Consider the following 23,219-nt stretch of genomic DNA (forward strand, 5'->3'; position numbering starts at 1 on the left):
ATAAAGCTTAACCGCACCATCCGTATAATCATAATCCTTGAGAGTCATAAGAGCAGGTTTTTCCGCAGTTATAATATCAAAAATTCTTATGATATCGGAATTATCAGGCATCCTGTAATAAGGAACGGTATCAGCGGAAGAATCAAAGCATGCAATGCCGGAATAAAGAGTCTTTTCTTTAAGAACTTTGGCGGAATACGCGCTTTTCACGGAAAGATATCCGTCGATCGCTCCGCCGGAGGAGATCGCCGAAAAATCCACGCTTTCCCCTTTGCTCAGATGCGAAAAGGATCTTTTAGATGAACTGTAATTTGCGTTGTCCTTGAGCGGTTTTTTCATTTTCACTCCGATATTTTCCGTATTATAAAAATCGGTATCCCGTACCACCCCGGAGTCAAATATTTCATAAATTGAAAAGGTGCGTTCATTATAATTTTCCACAAGAATATATTCAGGCCAAAAAAAGGTGAATTTAAGCCTTATAGCGGAATATTCTTCACAGCCGAAATACGATGCATATGATAATTGACGTGAATATTTACTGTAATCAATTTCAGACAGATAGTACAGGAAGTCCGTGAGGCACGAACATTCTTTAAAATAATCCGTCATTCTTGAAGCTGAGAATATTTCACCGAGATTAATTGTTTCGCCGGTTTCTGTTTTTTTATCTGCCGTTTCTGTTACTGTTTTCTTATCTGTTGTCACTGTCTTTGATAGATTCTCCGTTTCTTCGGAAACATATGGCTCCGAATTAACGCCTGTGCTTGCGGTTAATCCGGAAGAAAGCTCCTCTCTGGGCAGTACTCCACACGATATGGCGGAAAAGACAAATGCAAGAAGCACAGCGAAAAAGCAGATAAGGGCTGTTTTCCTCCGCTGTTTAAAGCCTATGGTTTTAAATTCGGTTTTTGGAGCTATCATTTTTTCTTCCTTTCCGAAAATGTGTATAATATATTGTGATGTACGCCGTCTGGTAACATTATACAGCAAACAAACGCGTAAAAGCATCATTTTTATGTCGGAATTAAATTTTTTATGTGCGATAAAGCGTTTAGCATCCAAAAAAGCACAAATAATATATTAACAACGGAAAAATCAATAACTTGTTATTGATTTACAGCGCTCCAAAGGATAAAATGGAGTTATAAAAATTTAATTTATAACAGGTACCTTGCTGATGGATATAAGATTGAATTACATTGAAAAAGGCATGGGAAATCCGCTCGTGCTGCTGCACGGCAACGGCGAAAACCACGAATACTTTGAAAGCCAGCTTGAATACTTTTCCCCGCGCTTCCGCGTAATAGCGCCGGACACCCGCGGTCACGGCGGCTCCGAACGCGGGAAGGCTTTTTTTACACTGGATCAATTTGCTATTGATTTAAAAGAACTTATGTATTCACTAGGAATTGATAAGGCGGATATCCTCGGCTTCAGCGACGGCGGCAACATTGCCCTATTGTTCGCTTTGAAGTATCCTGCACTGGTTCGTCGCCTTATACTCAACGGGGCGAATTTATTTCCGTCCGGCATGAAGACGCGCGAATATCTGTCCATTATTACGCAATATGCCGTATTATCTGTTTTATCACCGTTTTCCGCAAACGCTTTTCACAAAAAAGAGCTTTACGCGCTTATGGCAAAACAACCGCATATATCTCCGGATTCGCTCCGCAGTCTGAAAATGCCCGTTTTGGTGATCGTCGGGACAGACGATATGATAAAAGAAAGCCACACAAGGCTGATATGCTCGTCTCTGCCCGCAGGGAAGCTTCGAATAATCAAAGGCGATCATTTCATCGCGCAAAAGAAAAGCCCGGAATTCAACAAAGCCGTGGATGAATTCTTAAGCGAATACAAACTTTGAAATAAGCTCATTCTATATCCGGGCAGTACATTGCCGATTATACAGAAAGCATGGTACGTATATGAAAAATAAATTCAATATAGATGGCATGAGCTGCAGCGCCTGCTCCGCTGCCGTAGAAAAAGCCGTTCGTCGCATTGAAGGCGTTAAAGCCGCCGACGTCAACCTCTTATCCAAAAGCATGGTTTGTGTCTATTCGGATAAAGAGACAGAGGAAAAAATAATTTCCGCGGTCGAAAAGGCCGGATTTTCGGCTTCTGCCGCCGACACAGTCAAGCCTGCATCCTCAGAATCAGAAAAAAGCGGCGGATTTACCGATGTGAAAACAAGACTGCTGGTATCGGCTTGTTTTCTTGTGCCGCTCATGTATATTTCAATGGGACATATGCTTGGTCTTCCGCTTACAGAGCTGTTTCACAAGCCTGAAAATTACGTTGCCTTCGCGCTTTCTCAGCTTTTACTCACGCTGCCAATTATTTATGTCAACCGGATATTCTTTTTTCGGGGATTCAAAGCTCTGTTCAGACGGGCCGCCAATATGGACACCCTTGTCGCTGTTGGGTCCTCGGCGGCGCTGATATACGGCATTTATGCGCTTTATATGATAGGCCGCGCGGTCGGGCTCGGAGATGATAAAACGGCAATGGGATATATATCGAATTTATATTTTGAATCCGCCGCAATGATATTGACTCTCGTCACCGTCGGTAAATACCTTGAGGAACGCGCAAAACACAAAACTGGCGACGCGCTCAGAAAGCTCATTGATCTCTCGCCGAAAAAGGCTCATATCCTGCGTGACGGAAAAGAAACAGAAATAGCTTCCGGTGATATCGCAATAGGCGACATAGTTATTATCAGACCGGGAGAATCCGCCCCGGCCGACGGGGTCATTACAGAGGGCACCGCTTCATTCGATCAGTCGGCGCTCACCGGCGAAAGCATTCCCGTCGACAAGAAAGCCGGAGATACGGTCATTTCCGCATCAAAAATTCAGAACGGCTCCGTCAGGATCAGGGCCGAACGCGTCGGATCCGAAACCACTATTTCAAGGATAATTTCCGTGGTCGAAGAAGCGGGCGCCTCAAAAGCTCCCGCCGCGCGTCTGGCAGATAAAATCAGCGGGATTTTCGTCCCTGTAGTCATGACGATTTCCGTGATATCGGGGATCACCTGGATTCTTGCCGGATATGGCGTATCGTTTGCGCTTGAAGCGGCAATATCCGTGCTTGTCGTCTCCTGCCCATGCGCGCTCGGGCTTGCGACACCGGTCGCCGTCACCGTCGCGATGGGTAAATGCGCGTCCCGCGGTATACTCGTTAAATCGGCGGAGGCCCTCGAGCGTATCAAGCATATCGATACGGCAGTGCTCGACAAAACCGGTACTCTGACAAAGGGAAAGCCGTCTGTTACAGATATATACCCGGATTCTGATCCGGGATTTTTACGCAGCGCCGCCTCTCTTGAATCCGGCAGCGAGCATCCGCTCGCGAAAGCGGTCAGAGAGCATTATAAAGGAAAGCTCGGTCTCGTTGAGGATTTCGGCGCAGTATTCGGCAGAGGCGTGACTGCGGTCGTCGACGGCGTCCGCCGTTACGGTGGCAATGCCGATTATATGGCGGAAATTGGCGCAGATGTTGCGCCTCTTCTGCCAAAAGCCGAAGAATTCGCCTCTCAAGGCAAAACTCCGCTGTATTTTTCGCATGAGGAAAACGGCGTTCTTATACCCGACGGAATAATCGCCGTTGCCGACACCGTAAAGGAAACCAGCGAACGCGCAGTTAAAGAAATGAAATCCGCCGGGCTGAAGGTAATTATGCTGACCGGAGACAACGCTGTCACCGCTGAAGCGATAAAAAGCAAGCTTGGTATCGACGAAGCCGTCGCGGGCGTAATGCCGAAGGATAAAAGCGAGGTAATAAAAAAGCTGCGTTCCGAAGGCCGCAGGGTCGCCATGGTCGGAGACGGGATCAACGATGCTCCCGCACTCGCCTGCGCCGATGTCGGAATATCGGTAGGAAACGGATCGGACATCGCGATAGATTCCGCCGATATCGTTCTGATGCGCGGCGATCTCACCGAGGTCAATTTTATGATTTCATACAGCGCAAGAGTCGCGGTAAACATAAAGCAAAACTTGTTCTGGGCATTTTTCTACAACATGCTCGGAATCCCCCTGGCGGCAGGAGCGCTTTTCATTCCCTTCGGATTAATGCTCAATCCTATGATAAGCGCCGCCGCCATGAGCCTCAGCTCGCTGTTTGTCGTCACAAACGCGCTTCGCCTGACAAAGGACAGAAACAAAAGATAAAAAGCGCGCCTTCTCTGAAAGGCCTCTGTCAAAAAATTTCACATAAAATCTACAAAAGCTTATAAAACATATACAGAGCAATTTTTAATGTCTATAATAACAGAAAGCTTTTGCGGAGCTTTTCTCGAAAAGCGACCGTACCCCCTATATGTCATGAAACAAATTGAAAGGATGATATACATAAATGTTTAAGGCTGGATTTTCTGAGCTTGCTTTTACGCCGGAATTCGGGTTGGAAATACCCGGGTATTATACGCCTCGCTGTGCAAACGGCGTTCTGACGGAGCTCTGTGCAAAAGCAGCAGTATTTGAAAGCGGAGACGAGCTTTGCGGGCTTGTCGTGCTCGACATAATCGGCGGATCATATGAAATAACGAAAAAAATTCGCGAACGGGTGTCGAAATACATTCCTGTCGCGCCAGAAAAGCTGATCGTTTTCTCCACGCATACACATACCTCCGTTCCGGTCGACTTCGACCTTTACGAAAGCAGAAAAAACATCGAATGCGTCGACAGGTTTTGTATAAAAGCCGCCGATGCCGTTGTCGCGGCTTATAATTCCCGCCGGGAAGCCGTTTGCGGATACGGAGAGGACTGCGAAGCTTCAATATCGTTCAACCGCCGGTTTTATATGAAGGGCGGCGGGGTCAAAATGAATCCGGGATTTTTAAATCCGGACGCGATCAGTCCGGAGGGAACCGTTGATCCACAGGTCGGCGTGCTCCGCTTTGACTCACCGGAAGGAAAGCCCATCGCGCTGATAACGAATTTTGCCTGCCATCTTGATACGGTCGGAGGCTCATCCTATTGCGCCGATTATCCGGCGGAGCTTTCCGAAACCGTGAAGACGGTTCTCGGACGCGATGTAATAAGCATATTTATAAACGGCTGCTGCGGAAATCTTAATCATTTCGACTTCACGAAGGCTCCGTCATGCAAGCCGGATCACTATAAAAAAATGGGCAGGCTTTTGGGATATAAGGCGCTATCAGCGCGTGAAAAAGCCGTTGTTAAAGCCGATTCGATCGTAAAATGCGTGACTGAATTCATGGATATACCCATGCGCCAGCCTACGCCCGTCGATTTGGAATTTGCCCGTGTGCATGCGAATAATCCATCCTCCGCCGTAAACGACCGGGATATTGCCGAAGATATCCTTTCCCTTTATAAAGAGCCTGTTTTGACCAAGCCCGCCGAACAGCAGGTTATTTCAATCGGAGACACGGCGATATGCTCGCTTCCGGGAGAGGTTTTCACCGAAATAGGACTGGAGATAAAGAAGGAATCGCCGTTTGCGCACACTCTTGTCGGAGAGCTGGGAAGCGCGAATATCGGTTATGTCGCGGCAAAATTTGCGCATGATAATATGAAAAACCTGCCGTATGCCGTTCAGACTATGTCTTATGAAACACGTCTTTCAAAATATACCGGCGCTGTTCCCGAAACAGGAGAGCAATTCGTGAAGACCGCGAAAAAGCTTCTTGATAGATGCAAATAAGTGAAGGAGATATTAGAAAAAAGATATGGTTTTATAGGCTTCAAAAACGATAATACGCTTGATACATAATATATGCTTATCGATATTATAAACTTTATGTATTTTACTTATGTTGTAAATTCCTGTATAGTATGTTGTAGCAAGAAGCTGCAATTAATATTGGAGGAATGATTATGGTAAAAGCAATTGTCGGTGGTAATTGGGGAGATGAAGGCAAAGGCAAAATGACGGATCTGCTTGCCGGAGAGTCCGATATCGTAATAAGATTTCAAGGCGGCGCAAATGCAGGTCATACAATCATTAACGAATATGGCAAGTTTGTACTTCATATTTTACCTTCAGGTGTTTTTAGAAACAACATTGTTAATATTATCGCACCTGGTGTGGCATTAAATCTTGACAGCTTTTTCGGAGAGCTTGATATGCTTTCTAAAAGGGGCGTACCTTCTCCACAACTTATGGTATCGGAACGCACTCAAATTGTAATGCCATATCATATTATGTTCGATAAACTTGAAGAAAACAGGCTTGGTAAAAAGAGCTTTGGCTCCACCCAGTCAGGAATAGCTCCTTTTTATTCCGATAAATACCTAAAAATCGGTTTTCAGATTTCAGACCTTTATAGTGAAAATCTAAAAGAAAAAATTAACCAGGTTACAAGTGTTAAATCGGCGTATGCAAACGCTGTATACGGAGAAAGTGGTTTTCTGAATCCGGAAACAGTTTATAATTATCTTATCAATTATAAAAATAAAATTTCACCTTATGTTGCCGACACAACGCATTATCTGTTTGAGGCAAACAAGCAAAACAAGAAAATACTTCTTGAAGGTCAATTGGGCGCCCTTCGTGACCCGGACAACGGGATATATCCTTTTGTAACATCATCATCTCCATTGGCCGGATACGGAGCTGTGGGAGCAGGACTGCCGCCGTATTCAATCAGCAGTATTGTCACAGTTGTTAAAGCATATTCTTCCTGTGTAGGTGCCGGCGCCTTTGTCAGCGAAATATTTGGCGATGAAGCTAACGAATTGAGAAATCGTGGCGGAGATAACGGCGAATACGGAGCTACTACCGGAAGACCGCGCAGAATGGGTTGGTTTGATACTGTTGCAAGCCGTTACGGCTGTATGCTTCAAGGGACAACCGAAGTAGCTTTGTCATTACTGGATGTTTTAGGCTATCTTGATGAAATTCCGATTTGTGTAGGGTATGACATTGACGGCGATATAACTGAAAAATTCCCTGTAACTGACAAGTTAAATAAAGCAAAACCGATCTATAAATATTTAGAAGGCTGGAAATGTGATATCCGTTCCATAAAATCATATGATAAGCTTCCATTACAAGCAAAAAAATATGTCGAATTCATTGAAGAAAAACTCGGATATCCTATAACTATGATTTCTAATGGTCCAAAGCGCAATGACATTATTTTCAGATGAATCTTTCTGTATGCAAAGGGAGTGCAGTAAAAGTCCGCGGCTCATTGAATAATTCCGTAGGGTATTAGGAGAAACAATCTCTGCATTTTTCTAATCCCATAACATACCGTGAACAACCGTTTTTATCCTTTCTCAAACTTAAAAATTGAGGCTGCAACAAAATTACCTTTTGCTGCAGCCCCGTCGTATTTTATAGACTTAGAAATTTACCAGCTTTGTATCGCCCGTAAGGAGCGCGAGCACGCCGCGGTATATCGATTCTGCCTTTTCGTCGAAGCGATTGCTCATGTTTTCGGCTTCTCCCCTGTTATCGAGATACAGCTTAAGCTCGAAAAGACTGTACCGGTCGTCGTGAATCGCGCACGAAAGCTCATATCCGCCGGAATCGAGCGTCTTCACGGAGGATTCGACGCGGCTGCCCCGGCTGTTGAAGGCGAGAAGGCGCGCGGCGCTTACAAGGAGCTTTTTTTTGGCATCCTCAAGCACGTCGGATTCGACCTCCTCAAGCACGCTTTTTCCGAGTGGGGTTATCGAATACGCTTCGTTGTATTCCTCCCCCTGTGCGTCGACAAGACCGCCGTTTGCCAGTGCGCGCAGGCAATCGCAATAGACAAAATAATTTATCGTTCCGTCCCACAGTATGATTTCGGTAAGTGTTTCGCCCGAAAGCCGGCAATTGAGCCTGTCCAGCAAAAACAATATAAAAATTTTTACTTTTTTTTCATCGCAGATTTTATTTGCCATTTCGAATCACCGCCCGCTTTTTATTATGCTTTGATTATAGCATAACGCACCCGGTTTGACAACAGTGTTTTATTTGTTTACGGTTTTGCTATATGTTATTGCGAAAAGGATGAGCTTCTTGAGGAATCACTCATGCAAGAAAACGGGGTCATAGTTAGCAGTATATTTTTTATTCTCAATATATAATATATTTTATGTATAACTTGACAATACAATATTAATATGATATCATAATTATGACAACAAAGCAGTTATCAATTAAACATTCCGAAAGAGATTGGATATTTCATAATTAAATAAAATAAGAATAAGGAATTATGTTCATGAAATATAACAAGATCGGATTTATCGCAATTATTTTTTGTGTAATGTCGTTATGCGCCTGCGGAAACAAAGAAAAAATCACAAGTAACAATACAGGCGATTGCCAACCCCAAAATTCTTCTGAAGGCCTGAGAGATTACAATACACAAATTTCAACCGAAAGCCAAAGCGATTTTCAAACTCAGAGCTCTACCGAAAATCTCAATGATGGCGGAATTAAATATTTGGATGAAGAATTAGCCGTCATACATAATAATGTTGAATATAATATGAAGTTCAAGGTTCCTGTATATCTTATAAAAATGGCGTCGAACAGATTTTCCGCTCCCAAGGATTGCTTTTTTTACATACATGAAATTTATATCAATGAACCTGTATCCACTTTTGGAAAGGTAATAGATGTTGAGTCAAAGGAGTCAATGGAAGATGTTAAAAAACTTTTATGCACGGTACTTGGTTCAGACCCATATCCGGGTGTTATGTTTGCTAAACCCATTGATACAATTTACGGTAATAAAGCGTTTGAAATATTCACAGCCGCAGATGGCTTATATCGCGTTCTATGCTGCATTCCGATCCCGGACACCGACTGCTTGGCGTGCATAGTTATTTCCAGTACGGATTTACATATAATGGGAAGTGCTATAGAATTTAGTCAAATAGATAAAATAACTTCGTCAGTTATTATCGAGAGAACAAAATAAAATGCAATTTAGGTGAAAACATCAGTTATGAAAGCAATTTTCTATGATATGTGTTAAAGATATGTGAGGAATGACAAGCTGCATTTGTAATTTATAATTAATGTCTGCTAAAAACACTTCTCAAATGGAGCGTTGATTTAGCAGACATTTGTCATTTGATTTCCGAATAAGCTTTTTAACAAGATGAGAGTCGTCCGCATATATTATTTATATTTTCACGGCTTCTCCGACCTGAGAGCCTTCGGAAACGGTATATCCTTCGGAATATTCCACGCGCCCGATCCTACAGTTTTCACATATCGCGACGTTCTTTCCGCGTACGACAGAGGCAGAGGTGTCAGTCAGGGAAATCGAGTCTCCCTCTATTGAGCCTTTAACGTTCAGCGTCGGATAATTCTTATTCCATACGCCGAAAATCCCCCATTTTCCTTCGCCGCGTCTTTTTACCGTGATAGTTCCGCCGCCGATCGATTCGATTTCGCTTTTATTTATCCCTGTTCCGTCAAGCTCAATGGAAACCTGTTCAGCGTTTAAAAGTCCTCCTATATCAGCGCAGCCTCTCAATTCAACCTGTTCTCCCGATATATCTCCTCCGACCTTTATCCCGCCGGAAATTTCCACGCTTGAAGCGGATATGTTTTTATTTATGGTAATTCCACCGGAAGCGGCGATTTTTCCGGCTTTGAGATTTCCTTCGCAAACAAATGAGCCCGAAACATGCAGAGAATTTTCCGCAGTTACGGAGCCGTCTATTTTACATGAACCGGAAACCCTGACGTCGCCGCGACAGAATACGTCGCCCTCAACCTTGCAGGACCCTGACACTTTCATTTCAGAGCATCCGATGCTTCCGGATATTTTTGCCGAGCCGGATACCGATATGGCGTCATATTCGCCGCCGGAAATTTTTCCGCTTCCGGATATTTTGATATCGTTCATAATTATCGCCATGCCTTTCGTTTTAATTGATTATTTATTGCCGTTTGTCTTGCCGTAAAACAGCTCGCTGACGAGCCCGATGATCTCGGTTTCCCTGCTTCCGTCGGACAGCTTTATCGATTTGAGCTTGTTAATATCGTATTTATTTACACCATATGCGCTTTCGATTACAAGCATCGGCGTTTTCATGTCCGAGGGCATATCGAACACAGCCTTCATCTCATCAAGCGACGCGCTTTCTTTCATCCCGATTATCTTTTCTATCCGTTCACATATGAGTTCACGCGGGAAAAACGTCTCCTGTCCGGTAGAAACTGATTTTTTAATAAACCATTCTTCCGGTATAAGCCCCATGCGCTTCCACCTGTAAAGAGCCCCGTATGAAATTCCGAATTCGGACAGCAGATCCTTTTTTGATATCAGCGCGTCCCCGGAACCAGCACCGCCGGGGGATTTTTTGTTTTCGTTATTCAATTTGTCCCTCCGATATCCCGTAACAATGTTACGAACATATAATATCATAACATTGTTACGTTGTCAATAGCGCAAGGCAAAAAAAGCTTCCGCATATTTATAATGCGGAAGCTCGGTTCGCAGATATATTGGATTACGGCATTAAGGTTATATCCTGTTATTTTATATGAAGTATCTTGACAGAGGCTTTTCAAGGAAGCCGCGCATCCCGTTTGCCGTTATGTTCATCAGAATCTGAAATAAAGAAACGGATTATATGATCCGTCGATCAGATATGCAGTGCTTATAATAAGAAGCCCGATACAGGCGGCATATGCCGAATATTTATATGTCGCGTTAAAATATCTGTGCTTCTCGAATTTATTCATTAAATTTTTCAGCAGAGGCACGGACAAAACGACCGCAATGATCAAAACCGTAAGATAGCTGAGCGAATAATAAGAGCTTTCGGTGTTTGTGAATCCTGCGGCTCCTATTCCGACAAGCTCACCAAACCGTTTTGCGATATCGGCAAGCGAATTCGCGCTGAATATCTCAAAGCCCGTTACCGTAATCAAAATAAAATATATATGTGAAAAAAGCTCGGACTTTTCAAGATGTTTTATATACAAAAATTTTTCGGCAGTCAGAAGAACGCCGTAATACAGACCCCAAAGGATAAAATTATACGCCGCTCCGTGCCATAATCCGGTCGCGAACCATACGACCAACAGATTGAAAATGTGCCTCGTGGGATTTACGCGGTTTCCGCCCATCGGAATATATACGTAATCCTTAAACCATGTGCCGAGTGTAATGTGCCAGCGGCGCCAAAATTCAGTCGCGCTTCTTGAAACGAAGGGATAATTAAAATTCTCAGGAAAATTAAATCCGAACATTCTGCCCAGACCTATCGCCATATCCGAATATCCGGAAAAGTCAAAATAAATCTGAAGCGGAACGGCAATGGCGCAGACCCACGCGAACAATACCGTGTGGGTATTCGCTTTGTCATACATTTGAGAAAGTCCCGCAAGCGTATTTGCTATCAGAACTTTTTTACCCAACCCGACACAGAACCGCCGAATGCCTGACGCAAATCCGTCAAGCGTCGTTTTTCTGTCATGAAGCTCACACGCTATGGTTTCATATCGCACGATAGGCCCGGCGATAAGCTGAGGAAACAGAGTGACATATGTTGTAAATGAGATAAAGTTTTTTTCGGCTTTTATATCTCCGCGATACACGTCGATAGTATAGCTCATTGTCTGGAAGGTATAAAAGCTGATCCCTATCGGGAGCGCTATCTTCAAAAGAGGCAGCGCGGTCCCGAATACTCCGTTAAAGCTTGAAATAAACAAATCCGCGTATTTGAAATATCCGAGCAGCGAAAGGTTTACAATAAGAGACAGACATAAGAATATACGTGTTATCGCTTTCCTGTTTCTGAATCTCTCAATGAAAATCGAGCAGCAATAATCGGTAAGCGCGGAGAAGAGCATAATTATAACAAGCTTTTGTTCGCCTATGTAGTAAAAAGCAAGGCTGAAAACCAATAGAATTGAATTTCTGCATCTCCGGGGTGCGATATAATACACAAACAGAACCGCGGGAAGGAAAACGTATAAAAAGCCGATGCTTGAAAAAACCATATTTATGACGATGCCTTTCCATCAAAAGTAAGCTTTGGCGTACCCGGCGCAAAACTTGATTGCTGCTTAATCAGTCTGTAAATTGCTGCTGACATCGATCGCGGAAACGCTGTATGCCATGAGGACATCGCTTCCAGGCTCCAGAGATATCTTTTGGAGAGCGGAAGACATTTTAATATAGCGTATATCGAATATAACCACCCTTTTATAACAGGAAAGAAAAAGCGGGGCAAGGCTGCGTCCGAAAGAATCGCTTAACAGATACAGCGTTTTTCCGCCGGAGCTTTTTGTGTTGTCCAATACCGTAACCGTGCAGGCGCCTCCGAGAAAAACATCATATGCGTCATCGGCGTTTATATATTCATCGTAATACATCCTGCCCGAGAGCAGCTCGCCCGTGGTTTTATCGGCGCGCCGCACCCTGGCGGAATTGATGACATCGGAGGTCATATAAGTGATCGTGTCCGGAGACAGCGGCAGAGCGGACTGACCGTAATAAACGCCGAAGAACGGGGAAAGCGTTTTGCCTTCGGTCAGATTATCACATTTTCCGGCACCCATGGCGCCGAGAAGCCTGTCTGCCGTATTAACGATCCTGTTTTGCCTCCAGTGGGTGTCGGTTCTGTAATAGCTTTCGGCGGACAGGGTGTCAAAAATACCGATATAGGTTCCGCCGCATTCGCTTTTTATCCTGTTCCGCAATGCTTCATAATCGATTGCCGGGCATCCGGATTCGCCGGCAAGATAATACGCCTTGTCCGGTACTATTGTAGTATAAACATTGACCGCGCCCGTCTTGAAATATCTTTCATAAAGCTGATTGATTTTCTTTATAAAAACGGAAACTGATTTTTCAGTCAGAGGGTATGATATCGCCGCCGCATATCCGTTTTCAATAAAGATACCGTTGTTTTCCCTTTGCCCGAACAGGTAGAATTGGCTGACGGCTTTTACGCGCCGGAAGCCGTCGCGCAGAGGAAACTGATCAAGCAGATATTTTTCTTCGTTTTTGAAAAGGCTTCCGTCCGCAACAGAGGCGTATGATATTTTGGGCTTTGTTTTAAGCTCCCGACGTTCGCTTTTTGAAAGAACGTCGGGAGTTTTCATCATGACCGCAATACCGAAGCCGAATATCAGCGACAGGAATAAAGCCGTAAATATAAGCTCCGGCAATATTCCTTTTTTGACTTTGTCATCCATTCAATCCGCCGCCGCTCCAGTCGTTTGTGCGATCGATCCTCGTCGGAGCTATTGCAGATAGCGCTGAAAGAGCCTGATAAACCGCCTCACAGCTTGTGGACGATGATGCCGTGAACACGATATACTGCCCTGCATATCCTCCCACTATGGCCTCGGGCTTAAGGCAGCCGAAGCGGTTAGGCTTAGTATTTTTCACTATTTTTTCAGCAAGCGCGGCGGCATCGGTGCCATCCTTTGCCTTGACAACGACGATCGAATGGGTAAACCAGGAGCCCTCCGGCTTTGATTCAACCGCCTCTTCCACTCCCGCCGTAAATTCCTCCGTCGTAAGCCCGAGAATATCCGTGCAGTTATCGGAGTCGATTGCGTTATGACTGCACTCTATTGATTCAATCCCGTATTCCTTGTCTGTGTCAAGCTCGATTGCCTTTTTTATAATCTGATCCAGGATGTCTCCCGCTTTACCGTTGAATGCTGTCTTTGCTTCACAAGTCACGGTTGCTGTTTCGGAGGTTTTTTGCGTGCTTTTTCCGGTTTCCTCGGGAGCTTTTTTGTTTTGACAGCCGGACAATAATGCTGCCGTGATAAAAAAGGCGAGAACCAATGTAAATGCTATTGTGTTTTTCATTTTTATGTATCTCTTTCTCTATTTTATAATTTCTATTATTTCGCCGATTGTCGAGCATAAATCCGTCTCGTCTTCGGCGGCGATATAGCAATAAGAAAACCCGTTGTGTTTCCATATAGCATAATTATAATTATCCATAGAATAATAATATACCGATATGCCATCTGTGGTTTTTGATCCTGTCAGCTTTGCGCCGAATATCCCGCTGATGTCTCCGGTGCCGTGCGCGGCGCTAAGCTCTGAGCCGTCGCCGTATCTGACACAGCCCTTTTGAGCCTCTCCGTTAAAAGAATATATCAGATATTTATCCGGAGACTTTTCCGTCAATACGGGAAAATCGAATCCGAGGTATTTTTTCATTTCATCGGCTGACGATACTTCGGTAATCGGTGATACCGCCTTAACCGGTTTTTCATGATATAAAGCATTGCGCAAAACAGCGCCGCCAAAAATCATAAGGCACAGGCAGGCGGCCAGCGCGGATATGCCGCGCATATATCGGAGCCGCAGACTTCGCTTTTCAAGAAGAACCGCAACTTTTAGCTTTTCCGCCGAATCAATGGCTAAGGCGTTTTCAACGGCTTTGTCGTCAATGCTTCCGATGGCGTCGATCAGCTTATTCATTTTCAATATGATACCCCCTTTTTTCAAGATATTTTTTTAAGTCATTTCTTATCCGGAACAGCTTTATACCGACATTGCTTTCGCTGATTTCAAACCGTTTTGCAAGGTCCTTGACGCTTTCCGCAAAAAAATACCTCCGTATAAACAAAACCCTCGACTCGATCTTCAGAGAGCTTATATATGCGTTTATATAATCAGAAAGTATCCTGGAATCGGTTTCATCATCAAAAGAATACTTATCCGCGATGTCATTCTCCAATTCCGACAAAAGCACCTTGAAGCCGCTTCCTTTTTGCCTTGTCTGGCTTTGTCTGTATTTATCTATTGATATTTGACGCGCTATTTTACACAAAAACGGTCTGAAATGCTGAGGTCTGTATGGCGGTATGATATTCCACATTTTCATATATGTATCATTTACGCATTCCTCCGCGTCAGAATAATCGTTCAGAACATTGAACGCAATGGAAAGAATCAGTTTGCCGTATTTATCTGATAACTGTCCGAGTCCGTTTTCAGAATGAATATAAAGCAAATCAAGTATTTCGCTGTCTTCCACGCCGGCCTCCTTGGTTTTGAGTACTCATCTATAATAACGAAAAAAAATAGAATTCATTACAATGTTTTAAATTATAGCATTAATTTTTTTGCCGTTCAACTCTTCGCGGCATATAAGCCGTACTGTCCTTTGCCGTTAAAGAAAAAACTAATATGCGATAGAAGTAAATATAATAGCAATTTCAGGCGCGGCCGCGCTCCGGATAAAGCATATATTGAAAAAAATGCTATAATAAATTATCTGTTAAATTATAAACGATAAAAAAAACAAAAAAATTTGAAAAACCTCTTGCGCAAACCGCTCATTATGGTATAGTATATAAAAGTCTTATTTCCCGCGCGCGAATTTTCGCGGGCAGAAAGTATGGAGGCTTAATCATATGCTGCCGCTTGATAAATTTACCGCAGACGCGCAGAGAGCCCTTGTCGAATCGGGCATAGACGCGTCGAAAGTAACGGTTTGTCTGCGTCTCGACCTTGATTCCGAGGGTAATTTCGGTGAGGATTGGTTTTTTCTGTGCGATAAGAAGCTTTATCGCATGGGTATGGCTGTGTATTCGGATTTTCCGGGAAAACCGGGCAAAACAAAAGCGAATACCAAAAAATCATCACCTGAATTCACGCTCCGGGGCAAGGTCGATTTTATTTGTCCGCTCGAGGAGCTTTCCGAGTTCGGCGTAGACAGCTTTGTTTCTTCAAACCGTTTTACCATGAAACGGGGAGACTCGACAATAAACCTGGGCTTTTGCACAAACGCAAAAAAGCAAAAGCTGTTCTGCTTCATCGATATATGCGAACGTATTTCCGGAGGACAGGAAATTTTAGATGACGACAAGATGTTTGAGGCGTTCAATATTTACTGCCCGAAATGCGGCCGTCCGTATAATGACCGGGACAGAAAGCTTTGCCTCAACTGTCTCAACAAGGGTGCGATATATAAACGCCTTTTAAAATATTTTACTCCATATAAGAAGCAGTTTGTTATTATATTCCTGTGTCTTGCCGCCTCCTGTGCCATTTCACTGATAAACCCGTTCCTCGGCGGTTCGTTTTTGTACGGCCGGGTGCTGAATATCAACGAACCCGACAATTTCATCCGCGGGAACGTGTGGCTTGGCGTCGGAATCATCTTTTTTATCGCTGTACTGTCGCTTGTGATACAGATCATCCGTTCGCGTGCCAATGCCGAAATGTCCGGAAATGTCACGCTGAGCATGAAGCTTGATATATTTACGGCAATGCAAAGCCTGTCGCTGTCGTATTTCAACAACAACCAGACCGGACGCCTAATAACCAGAGTCGATTACGACGCCGCCACGGTAAGGGGCTTCTTCACGGACAGCCTGCCGGCTCTCGTCGTGAACGTTGTGACCTTTGTCACCGCCGCGATTGTTATGTTTTCGATAAACTGGAAGCTGTCTCTGATAGTGTTCATTCCGGTTCCTATAATCATTATAATAATAAAGACCATGTTCCCTAAGCTTTGGAGAGGATATACGCTGCGTTGGCGCCGCAAAAGCTCCATGAACGCGATGCTCGGCGACAGCCTTGACGGAATACGAGTCGTGAAGGCGTTCGCCAAGGAAGAAACCGAAACCAACCGCTTCACGAGATACAGCGACAGACTGATGAAGGCGACATTAAAGCTGAACGCCATTCAGCTCTGTATATTCCCGATCATAGGACTTCTGATAACGATGAGCAGCGAGACAATATGGGGCTTCGGCGGCATACTTGTCATGAAGCGCCTCATGGATTACGGAACGTTTATTACATATATCGGATATACCGCGATGATATTTTCGCCGCTCCAGTTTTTCACCGAGGTGTCGGATCAACTTACCAATACCGCAAACTCGGCCCAGCGTATGTTTGAAGTCCTTGATACGATACCGGAAATATCCGAAAAGCCGGGCGCAATAGATTTAAAGGATATGAAGGGCAAGATCGAATTCCGCGATGTATGCTTCTCATACAACGCAAACCGTCCGATACTCAAAAACGTATCCATGACGATTCATCCCGGAGAGGCCGTGGGGCTTGTCGGACATACGGGCGCGGGAAAATCGACGATCGCCAATCTGATCACCCGTCTTTACGACGTTATTTCCGGCGAGATCTATATTGACGACATAAACATAAAGGATCTCACGATATCCTGCATACGCAAAAATATGGCGATAGTGTCACAGGAGATATTTCTGTTCAACGGAACCATCGCCGACAATATCAGATATGCTCGTCCTGATGCTTCCTTTGAGGAGGTCATCGCCGCGTCAAAGGCGGCAAACGCGCACGATTTTATTATAAACCTTCCGAACGGTTACGAAACGCTCGTCGGCACCGGAAACAGATGGCTTTCCGGAGGCGAACGCCAAAGAGTCTCAATTGCCCGCGCGCTTCTTCTGAACCCAAAAATCCTCGTGCTCGACGAGGCGACGGCGGCCATGGACACCGAAACCGAGCGGCAGATACAGGATGCGCTTGCGCGTCTGATTGAAAGCAAAACCACCATAACAATAGCGCACCGTCTTTCAACCCTGAAGGACTGCGATACGCTTTACGCAATCGACGACGGCCGCATCGTCGAATCGGGCACTCACGCAGAACTTATAGCCAAACGCGGAGTATACTTCAAGCTTTATTCGCTGCAGGCGGAAGCTATGAAAAAAGTCATCGCGGAATGACCGTACGGCCGCCGCAATAAGAAAGGATGGTTCTTATGGCAGAGGAAAAGAAAACCGCCGGATGCAATCAAAACGGATCGGCTAAGACGGCGGATAAAAAAGAAGACGCAAAACCTGCGGAAAAAGATCCCGGGGAAGCAAAACCCGAAAACACAAAGCCTGAGGAAACGAAAGCCGCCGCGGATGACGACGAGGAAAACATTGAAGACCTGTTTATCCCGAGACGCGTATCAATACCGCTCACAAAAGAGAATGCGCGTTTTTTCCGCTCCCAAGGCGGATTGATAAGCCTTGATTTTACAAATCACAAGGGAGAAAAAGAGATCGTGGAGCGCGTCGTCGTATACCGCGCGTTTCCGATCACGAATCCGGACGAATTTCTTTCAGTGCGCGAGCCCGATTCAAAAAAAGAAGGCAGAGGGCTTGAAATCGGAATGATACGCCACCTTTCAGACATGAGTGAGGAATCGCGGGAGGTAATTACCGAGGAGCTTACGCGCAGATACTTTTCACCGACAATCACAAAGATCAGGAATGTCAAGGAAAAATTCGGGTATTCCTATTGGGATGCCGACACGACCTCCGGACCGGTGACCTTTATCATGTCGAATCCGTTTCAGAATATAAGGGTTCTCGAGGACGGACGCATTTTCATGCGCGATATGGACGGAAATAACTTTCAGATACCCGATTCCAAATCGCTCGACCCCGCAAGCTATAAAAAAATAGAAGTATATCTGTGATACGGACCGAAATGCAGTCAATTTTACTTGATTGCGTTCGGCATATGAGGGACAAGCAATGAAGCTGATGTATGACATGCCCGAAAAGGACGCGGCTGTATTCGCCAGAGAATCCGCCGGGCAGAAACTCCTTTACTGTGTGCCGTTTAATATATATGAAGAAAAATATATGACCGGATATCTCGCGATTACCCGGGCGTATATTTATAAAATACTGAACGGCAAGCTTATAAGTGTTTATCCGCTTTCCGGCGCATCCGGCTTTGCCACGGAGCAAATGTACGGAAGCTGTGGATTTTATGGCAGGATATCAGGCAGCACGACGCTTATATGCCGGTTTATCGGCGGACGCCATCTGCCGAGGTATCAGGTCATCGCGCGCGCATGTGAAATTCTCGCAGAAGCTCCGTCCGACAATGCGATCACAAATTCATCAGAGGAGCGTTTCTGTCCGAAATGCGGACGACCGTATGTGAACAATACGAAGATATGTCCGTTCTGTCTTAACAAAAAAGAAGTGTATATGAAGCTTTGGGCGCTTACAAAAGGGCTGAGATTCATGATATTCTCTCCGTTTATGTTCTCCTTCGTGACGCTTGCGATAAGCTTTATTTCGCCGTATCTTCAAAGGGTCGCGGTTGATAAGTACTTTCAGCCGCAGAATCCTAATTATATTATGGATGCGGACACGACTCGGGGCTTTATCGGGCTGGTCGCGCTGATAGTCTCAATCGCGTTTTTATCCCGTGCGATAAGCGTATTGCAATCTCGTCTTTTGGCTGTCGCGGCGGGCAAATTCTCCGTCGTCATGAAGACGCTGCTTTACGAAAAAATTTCAAAGCTTTCGCTCGGCTCGATAAATAAAAAATCAACAGGCGACCTAATGGGACGCGTCAGCAACGACACGGACGTAGTGGAAAGCTTTATAATCAATCAGTTTCCGAACATATTCATTCAAATCGTCTCACTTGCCGGCGCCGCCGCGCTGCTTTTGTTCATCAACTGGGTCATGGCTCTGTTCATAATAATTCCGATACCGTTTGTCATGTTCATTGTTACAAAATTCTGGAGTTTCATACAACGGCGTAACATGAAAGCATGGATGGCCGGCTCGCGCCAGAACCGTCTTTTACAGGATATTCTTAACGGAATCCGCGTCGTAAAGTCCTTCGGGCAGGAAAAAAAGGAAATCGAGCATTTTAAAGAAGCGAATGTGGTTTATACAAAGCTTTCAATAGAAAACCAAAAATATTGGGATACGCTTTTTCCGATTTTAAGCTTCATTGTGGGCATCGGACGTTATCTGATCCTTTTCTACGGCAGCTTTATGGTGCTTGGAAATCAAATGCTGTTCGGCGAGCTTCAGCAGTTCAATTCAATGGCGGCGTATGTGTATTCGCCTTTGATCTGGATCACTAATATTCCTCGCACAGTGTCCAACTTTCTTACCTCGGCGGGAAAGATATTTGAAATTCTTGAGGAAAACATAGAAATATCCGATATCGGGCTTCCTCTTGATATCAAAATCGAGGGCGATATATCCATCGATGACGTCACCTTCGGATACGAAAGCTACGACCCTGTGCTTGAGCATATTAACTTTGATATAAGGCGCGGAGAGATGATTGGCATCGTCGGTCATTCCGGCTGTGGAAAGACGACGCTTATCAATCTTATCATGCGTCTGTACGACGTCAACGAAGGCACGATAAAGATCGATTCGGTCAATATTAAGGATATTTCACAGCATGCGCTCCGCAGTCAGATAGGTGTGGTGCTTCAGGAGACGTTCCTTTTTACCGGAACAATCCGTGAAAACATCAAATACGCTTCGCCGTTCGCGACAGACGAGGAAGTTATCGAGGCGGCAAAGATTGCCAACGCGCATGATTTCATCGTCTGTCTGCCTGAGGGTTATAATACGATGGTCGGTGAAAAGGGATACAGCATGTCCGGCGGCGAACGCCAGCGTATAGCGATAGCCCGCGCAATACTCCACGATCCGAGAATACTCATTCTCGACGAAGCGACCGCGTCTCTCGACACGGAAACAGAAAAGCTCATTCAGGACGCTCTCGCGAAGCTCTCCAAAAACCGCACCACGCTTGCGATCGCTCACCGTCTCTCAACGCTGAGAAACGCGGACAGGCTGCTTGTACTCGATAAAGGCCATGTCGCGGAATTCGGAACTCACGAGGAGCTGATCGCCAAAAAAGGAATTTATTACAAGCTGGTAATGGCTCAGCGCCAGATGGCGAAAAGCCTTGCGAAAACGGGCAGGGCGGGATGAAAACAATGCTTCCTTTAAAAAAAGCAGATCACCGGAACAGGGTTTATCTTGTTCCGGTGAGTTATTTGGTGTTCTGTTAAAATATTTAACTCAATTGTTATCTGTTTTATCAAATATCCTTAACTTTGGGAGTCCGTCATCTCCGGTATACCAGATGTTTTCATAATCAAATCCGCTGAAATATTCGGCATTCGGTGTTTCATCCGGAGACACAATATAACAGTTCATGATATTAATTTTAAATTTATTGGTTGACAAAACCTCTTCGTATTCCTCTTTTGTTAAAGCTTCTGATATGGTTTTTGAAAGCCATTCTGATTCATTGGTCATAATATCGGTCAACAAATGATAATACCCCGTATTATCATCAAGCGAGCATGTTTTAAATGCATCTATAAACAAGGACGAGCCCTTGCCCTGTGATTCAGGCCAAATGAAAAAAGCACGGAATTTTGCACACATAAAATCTCCTGATTTTTCTTTGATCTTATTACATATTGATTCAAATACTCCGGCTTCAATAACGGCGGGGATTTTGTTGTTTGCTTCATCGTATAAACCCAAAAAGCTTACATTATCAATGTTTCCATGACATCCAGAGCCTTTGTAATACGATGTGAGAGCCGCATATGAAAAGCCGCAAAGCCCGCCGACCTTTGAATGTATAGTTTCTGATGTCCCTTTGAATTCAAAGCTGACGTCGCTGATGCACGAGTCTATTAAAAAAGCCTTGCCGGTAATTCCCCCGATGTAATAAGAATAACTAGACATTATATTTATAACGGAATTCTTTACTTCACAGCCGGCGATGATAAACGATATACCGGATATGATCCCGGCATAATATGTTTCTGACGAAATAGTAAGCTCGGCTCCATCAATTTTCAGGCGCTTTATAATCGGAAACACCAAAGTGTCTTTATTATATGTTTCCATGTCTTCGCCATTTTCATTGGGTTCAGTTGTTTTTTCCATCATGCTTGATGTTGATGCAGAAGCGAACAGCCCCGCATTTCGGCATGAGCTTCCGTCGATTTTTAAATTGAATATTGTATGACCGTTTCCATCAAAAATTCCTTTAAAACCTTCATCAATTTTTTCACTGTTGCCTATAGGCAAGAATCCGTTCTCGTATCTGCCGCCGGGCGCATATTCGGAATCCGGAATATTTATGTCGTTCATCATTATATAGCTGCCGGATAAATTTTGACGAACTGTCTCGAGGTCATCAAGAGTGTAAATCGCGGTATATCCCTCCGGTATTTCAGTGGTCACAGGCTGATAAAGGAAATTCAGATTAATATAGTTTCTGAATTCTGGTATAACCGCATATGCGGTCAGAGGGAGTAAAATAACAACCGCAAGAGCGGCGGCGATAATCCCGGTGTACCTGCCGAAATTTATTCTGCGTGACTTTTTATGTGCGGAAGCCGGGGAGCTTTCCGTTAAATGTTCCTTTATTGATGTTAATACTTCTTCTTTGTCAAGACCGGATTTTTTTGCCGCTGATTTTAAATCATTGTTACTAATCAATTATACACGCCTTCCTTTCTGATACGCACTCGTCTTTAAGCGGTGCGGAATTTGAATATTTTTTGGAAAGTATTTTTACTGTTCGATAAATACGGTTGCATACGTTTCCGTAAGACATTCCGAGTGTATTTGCAATATCGGCTATCGGAATTTCTGCGGAATAACGCATTATGAATATTCTGTAGGTTATAGCGTCAAGCTTTGAGATGGTTTCCCATATTTCGTCGAGTGTTATACGGTCAAGTGCTGATTCTTCTGCCGATGTGTCCGCGAGAAAGGCAGCAGCCTGTGGGTCAAGCGTCTCGTCATCAAGAGAAATGTTTCTTTTCGAACGGTTTAATTCACCGTATTTATGACCCATTTCATGCTTTGCGCATGTTTTAAGATATGCTGTTGCTTCATTATCCGGAATCATGCCATGCTTTATTATTCTGTCATAAAACGATAGATAACTTGACTGAATTACGTCATGTGCGCCATCCGGGTTTCTTATTCTGGAAATGACATATGCGCATATCTCACGATAAGATTGATCATACACTTTTTCGAAATATTCATTTATGGCTTTTTTATCCGTTTCAATCGCCTCCTTTTTATAAAACTAATTTTCTCCGCGGTTTATTTCGGGTGTATACTCCCTACACTTACTATAAGAGTGATTTGGCTCTTTTTTATCACAGAGAGAAAAATATTTTTGCTTGTAGGAGAGAGAATGGTATGTTATAATTATCAGAAAAGAATCAGTATTCTGTGGTAGGTTCTATCCTTTATTCAAAATAGTATAAAATATTATTCTACTCGGCTGAAATTACATGTTTATATATTACCATTTATGTTTATATATTTCAAATATTATGAATTATTAACTCGGCATTTAAATAATTACCGCAAAACAAGACTTGTTTAATGTCTGCTGAACAATCATAAAACACATACAACAGTAAAGAAATGATAAAAACAATGATTGTTAGAAAACAAGCGGTAATCAATGGATACCGAACTCTTAAATTAAT

At 44.1% G+C, this 23,219-nt stretch carries 18 protein-coding genes and 1 pseudogene; 8 read left to right on the top strand and 11 right to left on the bottom strand.

Going from position 1 to position 23,219, the window contains the following annotated elements:
- Nucleotides 1-924: hypothetical protein (locus VB118_06180; GenBank protein ID MEA4832186.1), on the bottom strand; the 924-nt coding region annotated here is incomplete at its 3' end.
- A gap of 256 nt (nt 925-1,180) precedes the next feature.
- On the opposite strand from VB118_06180, the gene VB118_06185 reads away from it, so the two are divergent.
- The 4 genes from VB118_06185 (at nt 1,181) to VB118_06200 (ending at nt 7,127) form a co-directional block, all read left to right on the top strand.
- Nucleotides 1,181-1,870: an alpha/beta hydrolase gene (locus VB118_06185; protein MEA4832187.1), complete on the top strand. Its 690-nt coding sequence runs from the start codon at nt 1,181-1,183 to the stop codon at nt 1,868-1,870.
- 61 nt (nt 1,871-1,931) lie between these two features.
- A complete protein-coding gene (locus VB118_06190) occupies nt 1,932-4,181 on the top strand; it encodes a heavy metal translocating P-type ATPase (GenBank protein MEA4832188.1) in 2,250 nt (749 codons plus the stop codon).
- A 184-nt stretch (nt 4,182-4,365) separates the two neighbouring features.
- The gene (locus tag VB118_06195; protein ID MEA4832189.1) at nt 4,366-5,679 is read left to right on the top strand and encodes a hypothetical protein; all 1,314 of its coding nucleotides are present in this window, start codon (nt 4,366-4,368) and stop codon (nt 5,677-5,679) included.
- Nucleotides 5,680-5,852: 173 nt separating this feature from the next.
- Complete coding sequence (locus VB118_06200; protein MEA4832190.1) at nt 5,853-7,127, top strand: adenylosuccinate synthase; 1,275 nt, start codon at nt 5,853-5,855, stop codon at nt 7,125-7,127.
- A gap of 198 nt (nt 7,128-7,325) precedes the next feature.
- On the opposite strand, the gene VB118_06205 is transcribed toward VB118_06200, so the two are convergent.
- Nucleotides 7,326-7,871, bottom strand: coding sequence for a DUF4364 family protein (locus VB118_06205; GenBank protein ID MEA4832191.1), 546 nt, complete (start codon nt 7,869-7,871; stop codon nt 7,326-7,328).
- A gap of 323 nt (nt 7,872-8,194) precedes the next feature.
- Here VB118_06205 and VB118_06210 point away from each other — a divergent pair, with 323 nt between their 5' ends.
- Nucleotides 8,195-8,899 carry a hypothetical protein gene (locus VB118_06210; GenBank protein MEA4832192.1) on the top strand — a complete coding sequence of 235 codons (705 nt, stop codon included), beginning with the start codon at nt 8,195-8,197 and terminating at the stop codon, nt 8,897-8,899.
- A gap of 207 nt (nt 8,900-9,106) precedes the next feature.
- On the opposite strand, the gene VB118_06215 is transcribed toward VB118_06210, so the two are convergent.
- From VB118_06215 to VB118_06245, 7 genes and pseudogenes are all read right to left on the bottom strand, one after another.
- Nucleotides 9,107-9,850 (bottom strand): polymer-forming cytoskeletal protein, encoded by a 744-nt coding sequence (locus tag VB118_06215; GenBank protein ID MEA4832193.1) that lies wholly within the window; start codon nt 9,848-9,850, stop codon nt 9,107-9,109.
- Between the two features lie 192 nt (nt 9,851-10,042).
- Nucleotides 10,043-10,312 (bottom strand): annotated as a pseudogene (locus VB118_06220) (DUF4004 family protein).
- Nucleotides 10,313-10,539: 227 nt separating this feature from the next.
- Complete coding sequence (locus VB118_06225; protein ID MEA4832194.1) at nt 10,540-11,943, bottom strand: MBOAT family O-acyltransferase; 1,404 nt, start codon at nt 11,941-11,943, stop codon at nt 10,540-10,542.
- 66 nt (nt 11,944-12,009) lie between these two features.
- Nucleotides 12,010-13,143: a DHHW family protein gene (locus VB118_06230; GenBank protein ID MEA4832195.1), complete on the bottom strand. Its 1,134-nt coding sequence runs from the start codon at nt 13,141-13,143 to the stop codon at nt 12,010-12,012.
- Complete coding sequence (locus VB118_06235; protein ID MEA4832196.1) at nt 13,136-13,771, bottom strand: hypothetical protein; 636 nt, start codon at nt 13,769-13,771, stop codon at nt 13,136-13,138. Before VB118_06235 ends, VB118_06230 begins: the two co-directional genes overlap by 8 nt.
- Before the next feature lie 18 nt (nt 13,772-13,789).
- Nucleotides 13,790-14,401: a hypothetical protein gene (locus VB118_06240; protein MEA4832197.1), complete on the bottom strand. Its 612-nt coding sequence runs from the start codon at nt 14,399-14,401 to the stop codon at nt 13,790-13,792.
- Nucleotides 14,388-14,954, bottom strand: a complete 567-nt coding sequence (locus tag VB118_06245; protein MEA4832198.1) for a sigma-70 family RNA polymerase sigma factor — start codon at nt 14,952-14,954, stop codon at nt 14,388-14,390. The genes VB118_06240 and VB118_06245 overlap by 14 nt, the downstream gene beginning before the upstream one ends.
- 379 nt (nt 14,955-15,333) lie before the next feature.
- Between VB118_06245 and VB118_06250 the strand changes: the two genes are divergently transcribed.
- The 3 genes from VB118_06250 to VB118_06260 are packed head-to-tail and all read left to right on the top strand — an operon-like array spanning nt 15,334 to nt 20,673.
- Nucleotides 15,334-17,640, top strand: coding sequence for an ABC transporter ATP-binding protein (locus VB118_06250; GenBank protein MEA4832199.1), 2,307 nt, complete (start codon nt 15,334-15,336; stop codon nt 17,638-17,640).
- Between the two features lie 35 nt (nt 17,641-17,675).
- Nucleotides 17,676-18,383, top strand: a complete 708-nt coding sequence (locus tag VB118_06255) for a DUF1854 domain-containing protein (GenBank protein ID MEA4832200.1) — start codon at nt 17,676-17,678, stop codon at nt 18,381-18,383.
- A 58-nt stretch (nt 18,384-18,441) separates the two neighbouring features.
- Nucleotides 18,442-20,673, top strand: coding sequence for an ABC transporter transmembrane domain-containing protein (locus VB118_06260; protein ID MEA4832201.1), 2,232 nt, complete (start codon nt 18,442-18,444; stop codon nt 20,671-20,673).
- 90 nt (nt 20,674-20,763) lie between these two features.
- Here the strand turns inward: VB118_06260 and VB118_06265 are convergent, their stop codons facing one another.
- Nucleotides 20,764-22,206 carry a hypothetical protein gene (locus VB118_06265; GenBank protein ID MEA4832202.1) on the bottom strand — a complete coding sequence of 481 codons (1,443 nt, stop codon included), beginning with the start codon at nt 22,204-22,206 and terminating at the stop codon, nt 20,764-20,766.
- Entirely contained in the window at nt 22,199-22,747 is a 549-nt protein-coding gene (locus tag VB118_06270) for a sigma-70 family RNA polymerase sigma factor (GenBank protein ID MEA4832203.1), read from the bottom strand. Before VB118_06270 ends, VB118_06265 begins: the two co-directional genes overlap by 8 nt.
- Between the last annotated feature and the right edge of the window lie 472 nt (nt 22,748-23,219).

Source organism: Oscillospiraceae bacterium (assembly GCA_034925865.1).
Classification (GTDB): domain Bacteria; phylum Bacillota; class Clostridia; order Oscillospirales; family SIG627; genus SIG704.